A 14,136-nucleotide genomic window follows, 5' to 3' on the forward strand; every position below is an offset into this window, starting at 1 on the left:
ATTCTTAATGAAAGACTGCTTTTTTGTTTGTCTGATATGGTATTGATAACATTATTGGGAACAACAACTTTAAACGTTTTAGGGCTTTCATTTATTGTTCTTAGAGGTCATTTTAAAGATACTAAACACTAGTTTTACACTTTCGTAATCACCAATTCCACGCGTCGATCCTGATCCGGGCCATTGCCCAAAGGTTGGGTGTTTCCGTAGCCTTTAAATGTCATTCGGTTTTTGTCGATTCTTTTCTGAATCAGAAATTTATAAACAGCCTGAGCACGGTTGTGTGAAAGCATTCTCTTTTTGGTGTCTTTGTCGATCGCTTCTTTCTGAAACGTGGGCGTACAGCAAATATGCCCCTGAATTTCGAATTCCAGATTTTTGTATTTGTGTAATAACTTGGCCACCCGCTCCAGTTCGTTTTTCGATTTTAGCGTTAAACGGCTGCTTCCCTTATCAAAAAGTATTTTTTCAAGATAGATCCGGTCGCCAACAATCAGATTGCCTTTAATGGTCGAATGCATTCCCGGAATCGGTTTGGGCGGAACTGGTTTAAAGTTCATTACCACATCGACACGTCGGTTTTTCTGGCGTACTTCCGGAAGGTTGTCCACGATATCGTCGTCAATTAAAACGCGGCCTTTTCCTTCGATGGTTACAATGATCTTGTTTTTTACACCCTTTTCAATCAGCTTATTTTTGATCGTATTGGCGCGATTGTTCGACAGTTTGTAGTTATAGGCATCTTTCCCGCGATCGTCGCAATATCCGTAAATCTGAACGCTTTCGATACGGGTTGTATCAATGGCTTTTACGAAAGCTACTACGTCGTTGGCCTGTTTTTCTTCCAGGTTAAATTTGTCGAATTCAAAATAAACAGAATGTACGACTTCTTCCTGTGCGGACAAAAACTGATACGTCAACAAAAAAAGAAAAACAAGCGCAATACGTTTCATATCTCAGATGTTATTTTCGGTCTTTAATTCGGGTCAGACTAATGTCTTCCGGCGGATGGATTACAATTGGATATTGTTCAATTTTTACCGAACTACTATCCAGACCAAAGGCCTGTTCTTCGGATAAACTGATTTTTTTCAGGAAGAAATAAATATCCAGAATGATACGCTGGTACCAAGGGAAATCGTTGTCGTAGGACATGAATTTTTCGATCAGTACAAATTTGAAATCACCCAATACGTTGTTTCGGTTCAGGGATTCGTAACGACTGGTAATGTCTACTTCGCCGTTTTTCACCATATCCTGAACTACTTTTTTAAACAACAGGTTAATACGCGGTGCGACACGGAATCCCAAATAGAAATCCACCCGGATGATATCGTCTTTTACGATCTCGCGAACACGGTATTCCATTTCATACGGTTCGTCGACTACGTTTACGTGAATCAGCCAGTAAATATCAGCGCGCTTCGGACGTTTTTGAAGAATGGAATATATAATTTTCGATTCCACTTCGTCTCCGTGACTCGCATTGGTCATATAAACCAAATGCGTGGCATATTTTGGTATCGAAAGGTCGTTACTCAATTCAGAGATAACATTTTTAAACTTATCGATTTTAACGAATTCAGTATAGTCTTTTCGGATCTTTTTAGCGGTAAACCAGACAATCATGATAAAGGCCAGTAAACCGGCAATGAATACCGAAACGTAACCGCCATGCGGGAATTTTTCGATATTGGCAAGGAAGAACGAGATTTCAATGGTTAGGTATAAAGCGATAACCAAAACGATAAAGATTGGGTTATAGCGTTTTAATACCATAAAGAAGCCCAGTAAAATGGTGGTCATAATCATACACATCACAATCGCCAGTCCGTAGGCAGCTTCCATATTTCCGGATTCTTCGAAATGTACCACAATAAATACACATCCGATAAATAACAGCCAGTTGATTGATGGGATGTATAATTGCCCTTTTAATTCGGTTGGGTATTTGATGCGTACTTTTGGCCATAAGTTTAATCGCATCGCTTCACTGATTAGTGTAAACGATCCGCTAATCAATGCCTGCGAAGCAATAACGGCTGCCATCGTTGCGATCGCAATTCCGAATGGTAAAAACCAGTCCGGCATCACCAGATAGAATGGATTTCCGGGATTGTTGGCGTTTCCGCTTAGTTCCACTAAAGTGCTTCCGGTATTGGAAATCAGATAAGCTCCCTGACCGAAGTAGTTTAAAACCAGCATACTTTTTACAAAAATCCAGCTGATTCGGATGTTTTTGATACCACAATGTCCCAGGTCGCTATATAACGCTTCGGCTCCCGTGGTACACAGGAATACATAGCCCAAAACATAAAATCCTTCGTGGTGTATTTTAAGTAAATGAAAAGCATAGTAAGGGTTTAGTGCTTTTAATACAGCAATATTTCCCATCAGGTGGATAACACCTAGCGTTCCCAACATTCCAAACCAAAGTAGCATTAATGGACCGAAGAATTTTCCAACCAGTTTGGTTCCGAATCGCTGAATAAAGAATAAAGCAAAAAGAATTCCAATAACAATCGGTATGGTGTTTAGTTCCGGATTATAGGTTCGCAATCCTTCAATGGCCGATGATACGGAAATGGGTGGTGTAATAATACCGTCGGCGAGCAGGGCGCTTCCTCCGAGAATAGCGGGAACGATCAGCCAGCGCTTTTTGAGTTTTTTAACAAGGGTGTAGAGCGAAAATATTCCTCCTTCCCCTTTATTGTCGGCACGTAGTGTGAGAATTACATACTTAAAAGTTGTCTGAATGGTCAAAGTCCAGAAAATACAGGAAATCGCACCAAGTACCACATCCGGATCGATAGCCTGTTTTCCAACTATGGCTTTCATTACGTATAATGGAGAGGTTCCGATATCTCCATAAATAATTCCTAATGTGACAATTAAACCACCTAGGGTCACTTTGTTAAGGTGGTTACTGCTGTGTGTAGAACTCACGATGTGAAATATTTAAAATCACAAAATTATCATAAAAAACGAAAGTCCTACACAATTATTGCGAAAATTAATTTTTAAGGATTTTATTGTATTCCGACTGATTATTGAGCAATGCTTGCGCTTTTGTTATTTCTATGTTACTTTTTGTGTAATATTGATACAATCCTTCCTTATACTGATAGCGTTTTATGATTTCGTCGACGATAAGTTTTTTGATTTCCGACTTGTTTTTATCCAGTTCTTTTTCCTCACTTCGTTGTACGGCTGCTAATAGTTGTTGGTATTCGGCAGTAATACTTTCTTCGATTTTTTCCTTTTTGGCTGTGGCTAAGGTGTTTTTTAAAGCCAGTTCGGTTTCGGTATCGAATTCGAATTTTTCCTTTTTCAAAAAGGCTTTGAATTCGGTAAAATCGGTGTCCGAAAAAGTCGGAATGGTTGTTCCTAAATTCGGATTTTTATAATAGTACTGCGTTACGTAGTTGAAAATCCCGTCGTTTTTTAGCAAAGCATCCGAGATCGTACTGGTTTTTGCTTCTGCAAGCTCGATGTCGGGTTGGATACCACCACCGTCATAAACGGTTCTTCCTTTACGGGTTTTAAAAGCGTTATACTGACTCGCATCGGTACGGATCGCTTTTCCGTTTTTATCTTTTTTGGAATAATCCAACGCCTGAATACATCTTCCGGATGGCGTATAGTAGCGGGAAATAGTTACTTTGACCTGTGTTCCGTAGGTTAAATCCAACGGACGTTGTACCAATCCTTTTCCGAAACTTCTGGCGCCTACAATTACAGCTCTGTCCAGATCCTGTAACGCTCCGGCTACAATTTCGGACGCGGACGCACTTTTTCCATCAACCAGAACAGCCAGTGGAATCGTCAGGTCAACCGGTTGTTTTTGTGTTTTATAGCTGTTATTGTGTTTCTCAATTTTTGATTTTGTGGTTACGATTACCTCATTTTGCGGTACAAAAAGATTACAGATGTTTACGGCTTCATGCAATAAACCACCCGGATTTCCGCGTAAATCCAAGATGATTCGGGTCGCGCCCTGACTTTTTAATTTTTCCAGCGCGTCTTTGGTTTCGGCCGATGCTTTGGCATTAAACTGCGACAATACAATATAACCGGTTGTTTTGTCGGCTAACAATGCATAAAAAGGTACCGCTTTAATTTCGACTTCATCCAGTACAATTTGGGTTTTCATTAGTTTTCCCTGACGTTTGTATTGTATGTCGATCTTTGAATTTTTAGAGCCTTTTAAAAGTTGGGCGGCATCGTCTTTAAAATCAACCAGGTTTACATCGCCAATCTGAACAATTTCATCCCCGGCTTTTAAACCGGCTTTGTCGGCCGGAAAGTTTTTGTAGGGTTCACGAATGATCAAACGCCCTTCGCGTCGTGAAATATACGCACCGATTCCGGTATATTCACCGGTCGAATTGATCTTGAATTTCGCAACATCCTGTTCGTTAAAGTAAACCGTATACGGATCCAGATCCAACAACATGTTTTTAATGGCTTTGTCCATCAAATCGGCCGGATTGGTCTCGTCTACATAATTCTGATTGACGGTTTTAAATAACGTTGTGAAGATTTCAATCTGCTTGGCAATCTCAAAAAAGTCATCTCTGAAACTGGCACCTACAAACAAAAAACCTCCTGCAACTACAGGAATAATATATCTTCTTTTAAACTGACGTAGCATTTTTAAACGGATTTTTTCTTTAATCTTTTGCGTATATACACCAAAAGTAACACGAAAATAAGGATAAATGGCCAAACTTGCAGTAGGTCAAGAAAGAAAGTTGAAATTCCGAAAAAGCCTTCTTTAAACGAATTCCACATTTTACTGCCATAGGAAACGGTCGCGCCGCTTTCGGAAGCATTTTGGGTATACATATCGATCGTGATGGTGCTCATCGCGATCCGGCTTTGTAAATATTTTAACCGCCCTTCGATCGATTCGATTTCCTCGCGAACGGTAGCCAGTCCTTTTTCGATTTCCAGTATTTCGGAAACTTTAGTCGCTTTGTTTAATAAATCCAGGTAGCGTTTTTCCAACGTTTTTTTGGTGTTGATGCGCGATTCGATATCGATATACTCCTCGGTTACATCCTCGGATGAAATTTCTTTCCGATCAAAATGAGAAACGCCTTTGCCGATATCGGTGATAAATGCATCAAAAGCCGTATTCGGAACCCGAATCGTCAGGTCGCGGTACACCGAATTGCTATTTTTTCCGGTTACATCGTTTTGGATGGTAGCCTTATATTTTACAAGGGCTTTCTGAATATCGGCATACGACTGGTTGAGGTCGGATGTTTCAAACCGGAGGTTGGCATTTTTAATGATTTTGGGTTCGATAATCGTTTCCGATCCACCGGAACCTGATGTTTCAGAAGCAGCCACGGGTGCGGCTTCCAGATTCATCATTTTGACATCCAGGGATTCCGCCACAGCCACATCTTCGGACTGTTGGTTTTTACAGCTAATAGAAAAGATAAGGATCGCTACAACAACGAGAATTTTTTTCATAGAAATACCATTAGTTTGATATACAACGTAAAATCACAACTAAAAGTACAATTTTAGATGGAATTGGAATTCTATAAAATGAAAAATCTTACAATTCTTTATTTTGGATGGAATCGGCAAACTTTTCAAAAAGCTGCACGGTTTTTTCTTCGATTTCCTGATAGGACAAGCGTTCTTTGGTTTGATAGAGAAACATAAAGGCATAGGGTTTGTCGATCGTATCCAACAGCCTGTTTTTGTTTAATCGGTAGGTTTCGCGTAACACCCGTTTAAAATAATTGCGGTCTACGGCTTTTTTAAAATATTTTTTTGAAACGGAAACACCCATTTTGATTTTTTCATCCGATTCATCCGATTCCAAAGGGACATATACCAAACGCAATGGGTATTTGGAAACCGATTTCCCCTGAGTAAAGAGTAAATCGATTGTGCTTCGGCTTTTGAGCTTTTCGGCTTTCGGATAGGTGTTTTTCATCCGGCAAAGGTACAAAAAGGTAGCATAAAACCGGTCAGGTTTACCAATACCTGACCGGTTTGCTATTGCTTATTTGTTTTTGATCAGTTTCTTCGCAATTTCCCGGAGCATTTCCCGGTTCTGATCGACATAAAACAAACCGGCCTGAATGAGTTCGTAGATGTTTTTTTGCGAGGTATCATCCATTTCCGGCGAAGCGTTTTTTAATTGTGGCATCAGTCGGTAATAATTTTTCTGGTTACGCGGCCCTAGGGTTTCGTACATTTTCGTCAGGTGATAATCTACGGTTTCGACGTTGGCCGACAGCAATATGTCGATTAATGGTCCGATCCATTTGATTTTACCAGCGTTTTCAAATTTTTCAAAAGTATACGGTTTGTGAACTTCCCCAGTTCCAACTGAAACAATGATCATATCATTAATGGCAGGATAATCGATTTTTTCCTTATCGCCTAAAATTTTCGAAAAGGCAATTTTTCGGGCTTCGGCATAGGCACACAAAGCGGGATTGTTGGCATAAACACCACCGTCGATCAGGGTGAATTCCTGACCGTATAATGATTTTATTTTAGCCGGTTCAAAGTAGGTTGGCGCAGCACTTGTCGCCCGACACACATCCCGAACGTAAAAGTTTTCCAGCGTCGATTCGGCTTCGTGACTGGTGAAAAATTTGGCTTTTCGCTGACCAATATCGTAGGAGGTGATCAAACAAGGCTTAATAAAATGTTGTAATTGCAAATCGCCAAAAACTTGCAAAAGTTGTTTTTCCAGATTGCGTTGCGAGATCTTTTCGTTAAACAATCCGAATGGGTTGATCATATGTTCCCAAAGCGAAACATTAAAAATGCTTTCCCCTTTTTTGGCGTAAAGATCCAAAGCGGCTTCTACCGAAAATTTGGCTTTTTTGTTTTTGTCCGGAAATAATAGAATCGAGGTTAGTAAACCACCGGTACTGCTTCCGGCAACCAAATCGAAATAATCACCTAATTTTGCATTGGGATTATCCAGTTTTTGCAATTCTTCTTCGATATATTTCAGGATCACGCAGGTAATGATTCCGCGGATACCACCTCCATCAAGGCTTAATATGCGTATTTTTTTTGACATGATACAAAGGGATTACCCTCCCGATTTACAGGGGATTTTGTTGTGGCTAATGTATTACAAAAGAATTATATAACCATTTTTATCGGTCTTCAAATTTGATTATTTTTTCCAATCGTTAACTGCGTTTGTCAAAGTGTGCTAAATCTTTAAAAGGTTTTCCAGTTTCTGGCCCATTCCCAGCCATGATTGGTAAAAATGCTCACACATTCGTACCCGTCGTTGGTCATTATCCCAATTTTTTTAGTGTTCCACAACGCGGTTTTTTCATCAATAATCAAAACGATGTCGATAGTAAATTATTGTTTATAAGTAAATTAGGTTCGAAATTGTTGTAATTCAATATTATATAGTCATAAAAAAAGCGGCTCTAAAGCCGCTTTTTTTGGTTTGTGTCCGTTTATGGTTTTACTTCGTAAACGTTGTTTTCTTTTTTAACATCGGCCATTAAATCACTTGGATCGATCACAATAGCTTTGATGGCTTTTTTCTCTTTTCCGATGGTGAAATCATACGTGGTAAAAGCCCAATCCCATCCTCCTAAAACAGTTCGTTGGATTTCCGGGAATGGATTCTCTTTGTTCCAACGCATTAAGGTATTCGGGATATAGAAACTTTCTTTGCTTCCATCCTGATAGACTACAAGAATATCCAAAGGCATTGGCATTCTTCCGATTCTTTCTAAGGTTACTTTCGTGTTTTTTCCGTCTTCCGTAACCGATTTGATTCCGTAATCGATAGTATTTGTGGTTTTGGTCCAGTCGTTCAGATACCAGTCCAATGATGCTCCCGAAACACGTTCGGCAGTACGTTTAAAGTCGTTTGGCGTTGGGTGCGTAAATTTATAATCGTGGAAATAACGTTTTAATGTTTCCATCATTTTGTCCATTCCGATTACATAGCCCAATTGGGTTAAAAATACTTCCCCTTTGCTATAGGCCGAAATACTATAAATCATGTTCTCGTCAAATCGGTCCGCATGTGTGGATTGTGGTTGCTCATGACCGGTATTGACCATATAGAAATAGTTGTTGTAGGCCGATTGGAACGGATTTTCGTCTTCCTGAAGTTTTTTATCCATTACCTTGATCATTGCAAGATCCGAAATAAAGGAGGTAAATCCTTCGTCCATCCAGAAGTGTTTGCTTTCGTTGGTTGCTAAAACGTGCTGAAACCAGGAGTGTGCCATTTCGTGCGCCGTTACACCAATTAAACTCGGAAGACTTCTGTCGCCGGTAATCAACGTACACATAGCATATTCCATACCACCGTCGCCACCCTGAATCACAGAATATTGCTTGTAAGGATATTCACCTACGGATTTATTGAAAAAGTCCATTAGAGCGGCTGTTTTTGGCTGAAGCTCTTTCCATTTGTCCATGTATTTCGGGTTGTTTTTGTAGAAAAAGTGCAGTTCTACATTGTTGGGTCCCGGGTAAATATCATGGATAAAATCTTTGTCGGCTCCCCATGCGAAATCGTGTACCATTGGTGCTACAAAATGCCAGGTAAGCGTTTTGGTCTTTTTAGGATAGGTCACTGTAGTACCTTTGTCTTCGTATCCGTGACCAATCTCGTTTTTGTTTTGTAAATAACCGGTTGATCCGATTACGTAATCTTTGTCGATCGTAATTTTTACGTCAAAATCACCCCAAACACCGTGGAATTCACGTCCGATATAGGGATCGGCATGCCATCCTTCGAAATCGAATTCGGCAATTTTAGGATACCATTGTGTCATCGAAAGCGCTACCCCTTCGTCGGAATTTCTTCCGGAACGACGGATTTGAAGCGGAACCTGTCCATCAAAATCCAGGGCAAATGTGGTGGATTTCCCCGGTAAAATAGGCTTGGCCAATTCGACTTCCAATACGGTTCCCACTACGCGACTAGTGGCAGCAATACCATCCTGTTTGAAATTGGCCACTTTAAGATAACCGATTTCATTGGGTTTTAAGGTGCTGATTCTACTTTCTTTTACCGTTTTATCTCCGGTTTTAAAGCTTTTGACCATACGTTTGTCCGGATCGGAAATGGTTTTTAAACGGGCATCCATTTCGCTCCCCGGTTGGAAGGCGTTAAAATACAAATGGTAAAATACCTTGCGTAAGGTATCGGGTGAATTGTTGGTGTAAACGAGTGTTTGTTTTCCTTTGTACTGGAAGTTTTTTACATCCATGTTTACCTCCATTTTGTAGTCAACATGTTGTTGCCAGTAACCCGGATCCGGGTTGTTTTTCTGTGCCCACAAACTGCCAATGCTCAGTAAAGAAAGTAAGAATAACTTTTTCATTTTGTAGTAATTGATTTTGGATCGTTGCCGATCGATATAATAGCCAAAATGGAAGGGAGTCCCTTCCATTTCAGCATGTTGTTTTGGAATTATTTTTTAGAAGCCATCTTGTCGGCCATGATCAATGCGTTATAAGCATTTACCATTTTCCCGGATTTGGATATTTCGCTAAACGGTCGTACATTGTTAGGATCCCCTCCTAAAATAACATCCTGTTTTACCGCAATACCGGAATCCATAATGATCTGTTTTACCTGAGCCGCTGTTAGACTAGGATAGTACGAACGGATCAAGGCTGCTACTCCGGCAACATTTGGTGATGCCATTGACGTTCCCTGTAGGTATTCGTAGCTTTGATTTGGTGTAGTCGCATAGATTTTTTCACCCGGTGCAAATACATCCACATCCGATTTACCGTAGTTGGAGAAATCGGCAACCAATTCCGGTCCGTACACATAATTTAAGGCACCTACCGTAAGGAAGTTGTTAGCAATTTCTGGTCCCATTTTGATGTTGTCGTTCGGGAAACGATCTACACCACCATCTGCATTCAGGTCTAAACCTTCGTTACCGGCAGCCACCACCAATAGTACGTCTTTTGAAGCGGCATATTTGATCGCATCATATACCCATTCCGGGTGTTGTGCGAAGTATTTTCCGAAACTTCCGTTGATCACTTTTGCACCGTTGTCTACTGCATAACGAATTGCCAATGCGATGTCTTTATCATATTCGTCTCCATCCGGCACCGCTCTTACGGCCATGATTTCTACGTTATTACTTGCAACACCGTCGCCACCCAATCCGTTTCCACGGGTTTGTGCGATAATACCGGCTACGTGTGTTCCGTGTTTTGCGCCTTCTTTTTCTGGGCCGATTACGTTATTGTCTCCGTACTTTACGTCTTTAATATCGTCCGGATTGTCACCAACCAGTTTTCTTCCGTTAAATTCAAGGTTTAAGTGGTAGTTCACCTGACTGTATACCTGGTCTTTGAACTCGTCTATTTTTTTCAGGTCGTTCCCCGTTTGTGGTAATACCTGCGACATTACCATTTTCGCCTGGTTTACAGCCGGGTCGGTCGTCTGGATTTTCTGAATATCTTCTAAAGTATAGGTGTCTTTCTTTAAATGCTTTTTAAGGGTATTGCTGGCATTTAAGATAAAATCCAATTGTTGTTTGGCCTGAATTACTTCATTGTATTCTTTATCGTAGGCCTCTTTTGCTTTTTTATAGGCTTCGGAATTGGTGTCTCCTTTTTTCAGGATACGCGTGAATTCCATATTCTCATGTTCTGCTTTTCCTAAGAAATTCCATCCGTGGATGTCATCGATAAATCCGTTTTTATCATCGTCGATACCATTACCAGCGATTTCTTTTGGATTGTTCCAGATAACCGGTTTTAAATCTTCATGATCAATATCTACTCCGGAATCCACAACTCCAACGATTACTTTTTTACTTTTTTTACCTTTTAAGAAGTCATAGGCTCTGTCTACACTCATTCCGGGAACCGTATCTTTAATAAGATCCAGATGACTCCAGCGTTTTAAATCTTTTTCAGCCAGTTTACCCACTTTAACCGGCATATTATCCGGTGCGGAAATAGGTGCGTAAACACTTGTTTTTTGTGTGCTGCAACTTGTCAGGGCTATAGCCAATGCGGCAGATAAGTAAAGCGGTTTTATTAGTTTCATATTCTTTGTTTTTCTGATTTTATAGGTCGAAAGTATTTGTTTTTGTTACAAAAAGGACTGAGATTAACACTACTTTAGTATTTCATCACAAGTAAATACGTCTTTTAAACGTACGCCTTTTTCGGTATGTTCGACGGTAATGATTGGATTATGCGCATCGTGTTCTAAAAACAAAAGATAGTTTTTATCGGCAGCATGGTTCATAAATTTGGTTTTTTCGTCCAGTGTTAACAACGGACGGGTGTCGTATCCCATCACATATGGAATCGGGATATGACCGGCCGTAGCTAAAAGATCGGCACAAAAAACAAGTGTTTTGCCGTTGTATTCGATATGCGGAATCATTTGCTTTTCGGTATGACCGTCGACAAAAAAGATGCCGAAGCCTAATTCCGATTTTTCAAGGTAATCACCGTCCGGGCGTTGTATAAATTGTAGCTGACCGCTTTCCTGAATCGGTAAAATGTTTTCACTTAAAAAAGAGGCTTTTTCGCGGGCATTCGGTTTGGTGGCCCATTCCCAATGGTTTTCGTTGGTCCAGAACGTCGCATTTTTAAAACCGACTTCGTATCCGGTCCGGTCTTTATTCCAGACTACGCTACCGCCACAATGATCAAAATGAAGATGCGTCATAAATACATCGGTAATATCGTCGCGGTGAAAACCGTGTAGCGCCAGTGATTTGTCAATCGTATGATCGCCCCAAAGAGAATAATAGCCGAAAAACTTGTCCGATTGTTTGTTACCCATTCCGGTATCGATCAGAATCAGTCGGTTGCCATCTTCGATCAAGAGGCATCGTGCCGCGATATCAATAAGGTTATTTTCGTCAGCAGGATTGGTTTTGTTCCAGATGGTTTTCGGAACCACGCCAAACATAGCACCGCCATCCAGTTTAAAGTTGCCACTTTCTATAGGATATAATTTCATTGCATTCGTTTTAATTTGGAATGTAAAGATACTTTTTAATGCTAAATCAGGAAAAATAAATACAGCGAAACCGCAACCGGTTTAAATATAAAAGGGAAAAACTTACAATAGTAGGGGACTTTTTAGGATTTAAAAATGACAAATATCATGTTATAACTATTTTCTATCAAGCTATTCGTTATAAAAATGTTAGGTAGTGTGGCAAACCGCAATATTTGTAATATCTTTGCAGGAAATTAGAAATAATCTGTTTAAACATTATGATAAAAGTATCTGAAACAGCAAAAAAAAGAATCGTCAATTTAATGGAAGACGATGGTTTTGACGCTGCTACCGATTATGTTCGCGTAGGCGTAAAAAGTGGCGGTTGTTCAGGCTTATCGTATGACTTAAAGTTTGATAAAAGCTTAGGCGATGATGATAAAGTGTTCGAAGACAATAATATAAGAATAGCGGTTGATAAAAAAAGCTTTTTGTATTTGGTGGGAACTACTTTGGAATATTCCGGGGGATTAAACGGAAAAGGATTTGTTTTTAACAATCCTAACGCGAACAGAACCTGCGGTTGCGGTGAAAGTTTTTCACTTTAAAAGATAAGTCATTATACCAATACCTTAATTCCGGCTTAAAACCGGAATAAGGTAAAAGTATTGAGAACAAGCATATAGAAATGAGTAAGTATACTGAAGAAGAATTAAAAAAAGAACTGGAAACCAAAGAGTATGAATATGGTTTCTATACCGATATCGAATCGGAAACGTTTCCTGTTGGGTTAAATGAAGACATCGTTCGGGCCATTTCGAAAAAGAAAGGGGAACCGGAATGGATGACCGAATGGCGACTGGAGGCTTTCCGTGCCTGGACGGAAATGATCGAACCGGAATGGGCTAACGTACACTACGAAAAACCTGATTTTCAGTCGATCTCCTATTATTCTGCTCCTAAGAAAAAAGATAAATACCAAAGTTTGGATGAGGTGGATCCGGAATTACTGGAGACCTTTAAAAAGCTGGGTATCTCTATAGACGAACAAAAGAAACTGGCCGGTGTGGCGGTTGATATCGTAATGGACTCGGTTTCCGTAGCCACTACGTTTAAAAAAACGTTGGCCGAAAAAGGAATTATTTTCTGCTCCATTTCGGAAGCCATTCAGGAACATCCGGAATTGGTGCGTCAGTATATCGGTTCGGTTGTGCCGCAAAAAGACAACTTTTATGCCGCTTTAAACTCAGCGGTATTCTCCGACGGATCGTTTTGTTATATTCCGAAAGGCGTTCGTTGCCCGATGGAATTATCAACCTATTTCCGTATCAATCAGGCCGGAACAGGACAGTTTGAAAGAACACTTGTCGTTGCCGACGAAGGTAGTTATGTGAGTTATCTGGAAGGATGTACCGCGCCATCGCGTGACGAAAACCAATTACACGCTGCCGTTGTGGAACTAATCGCTCTTGACAATGCCGAAATTAAATATTCGACGGTTCAGAACTGGTTCCCTGGGAATAAAGAAGGAAAAGGTGGGGTTTTTAACTTCGTAACCAAAAGAGGATTGTGCGAGAAAAACGCCAAAATATCCTGGACACAAGTGGAAACCGGATCTGCGGTAACCTGGAAATACCCGTCATGTGTATTAAAAGGGGATAACTCGGTAGGCGAATTCTACTCGATTGCCGTTACCAATAACTTCCAGCAAGCCGATACCGGAACCAAAATGATTCACTTAGGAAACAATACCCGAAGTACAATTATTTCGAAAGGTATTTCTGCCGGAAAATCACAAAACAGTTACCGTGGATTGGTTCAGGTTAGTGCCAGAGCCGAAAATGCCCGTAACTTTTCGCAATGTGACTCGTTACTAATGGGGAATAACTGTGGAGCGCATACGTTCCCGTATATCGAATCCAAAAACAGTACGGCGAAGATCGAACACGAAGCAACGACCAGTAAAATTGGAGAAGATCAGGTGTTTTACTGTAATCAGCGTGGTATTCCAACCGAAAAAGCCATTGCACTAATCGTAAACGGATTCAGTAAGGATGTCCTAAACAAACTTCCGATGGAGTTTGCTGTGGAAGCACAAAAATTACTTGAAATTTCATTAGAAGGATCGGTAGGTTAATCCGAATCTTTCAAACAGTATAAAAGCAACGGAA

11 protein-coding genes are annotated in these 14,136 nt (G+C 40.3%); 2 read left to right on the forward strand and 9 right to left on the reverse strand.

The genetic code is table 11. The annotated features are described in order from the left end of the window. Nucleotides 1-134: 134 nt before the first annotated feature. From E6C50_RS16595 to E6C50_RS16635, 9 genes are all read right to left on the reverse strand, one after another. Entirely contained in the window at nt 135-953 is an 819-nt protein-coding gene (locus E6C50_RS16595; RefSeq protein ID WP_136404365.1) for an OmpA family protein, read from the reverse strand. Nucleotides 954-963: 10 nt separating this feature from the next. Then, nucleotides 964-2,946, reverse strand: a complete 1,983-nt coding sequence (locus E6C50_RS16600) for a KUP/HAK/KT family potassium transporter (RefSeq protein ID WP_136404366.1) — start codon at nt 2,944-2,946, stop codon at nt 964-966. 67 nt (nt 2,947-3,013) lie between these two features. Beyond that, nucleotides 3,014-4,654: a S41 family peptidase gene (locus E6C50_RS16605; RefSeq protein WP_136404367.1), complete on the reverse strand. Its 1,641-nt coding sequence runs from the start codon at nt 4,652-4,654 to the stop codon at nt 3,014-3,016. A 2-nt stretch (nt 4,655-4,656) separates the two neighbouring features. Beyond that, complete coding sequence (locus E6C50_RS16610; RefSeq protein WP_136404368.1) at nt 4,657-5,484, reverse strand: DUF4349 domain-containing protein; 828 nt, start codon at nt 5,482-5,484, stop codon at nt 4,657-4,659. Between the two features lie 88 nt (nt 5,485-5,572). Then, on the reverse strand, nt 5,573-5,959 hold the full coding sequence (rnpA, locus tag E6C50_RS16615) for a ribonuclease P protein component (RefSeq protein WP_136404369.1): 387 nt from the start codon (nt 5,957-5,959) through the stop codon (nt 5,573-5,575). Nucleotides 5,960-6,028: 69 nt separating this feature from the next. Beyond that, on the reverse strand, nt 6,029-7,066 hold the full coding sequence (locus E6C50_RS16620) for a patatin-like phospholipase family protein (RefSeq protein WP_136404370.1): 1,038 nt from the start codon (nt 7,064-7,066) through the stop codon (nt 6,029-6,031). 397 nt (nt 7,067-7,463) lie between these two features. Further along, complete coding sequence (locus E6C50_RS16625; protein WP_136404395.1) at nt 7,464-9,356, reverse strand: M1 family metallopeptidase; 1,893 nt, start codon at nt 9,354-9,356, stop codon at nt 7,464-7,466. An 89-nt stretch (nt 9,357-9,445) separates the two neighbouring features. Continuing rightward, entirely contained in the window at nt 9,446-11,053 is a 1,608-nt protein-coding gene (locus tag E6C50_RS16630) for a S8 family peptidase (RefSeq protein ID WP_136404371.1), read from the reverse strand. Between the two features lie 69 nt (nt 11,054-11,122). After that, a complete protein-coding gene (locus E6C50_RS16635; RefSeq protein WP_136404372.1) occupies nt 11,123-11,983 on the reverse strand; it encodes an MBL fold metallo-hydrolase in 861 nt (286 codons plus the stop codon). Between the two features lie 260 nt (nt 11,984-12,243). Here E6C50_RS16635 and E6C50_RS16640 point away from each other — a divergent pair, with 260 nt between their 5' ends. Further along, complete coding sequence (locus tag E6C50_RS16640; protein WP_136404373.1) at nt 12,244-12,573, forward strand: HesB/IscA family protein; 330 nt, start codon at nt 12,244-12,246, stop codon at nt 12,571-12,573. An 80-nt stretch (nt 12,574-12,653) separates the two neighbouring features. Then, nucleotides 12,654-14,102, forward strand: coding sequence for a Fe-S cluster assembly protein SufB (sufB, locus tag E6C50_RS16645; RefSeq protein ID WP_136404374.1), 1,449 nt, complete (start codon nt 12,654-12,656; stop codon nt 14,100-14,102). Nucleotides 14,103-14,136: the final 34 nt, after the last annotated feature.

It is taken from the genome of Flavobacterium supellecticarium (assembly GCF_004801375.1).
Lineage (GTDB): Bacteria > Bacteroidota > Bacteroidia > Flavobacteriales > Flavobacteriaceae > Flavobacterium > Flavobacterium supellecticarium.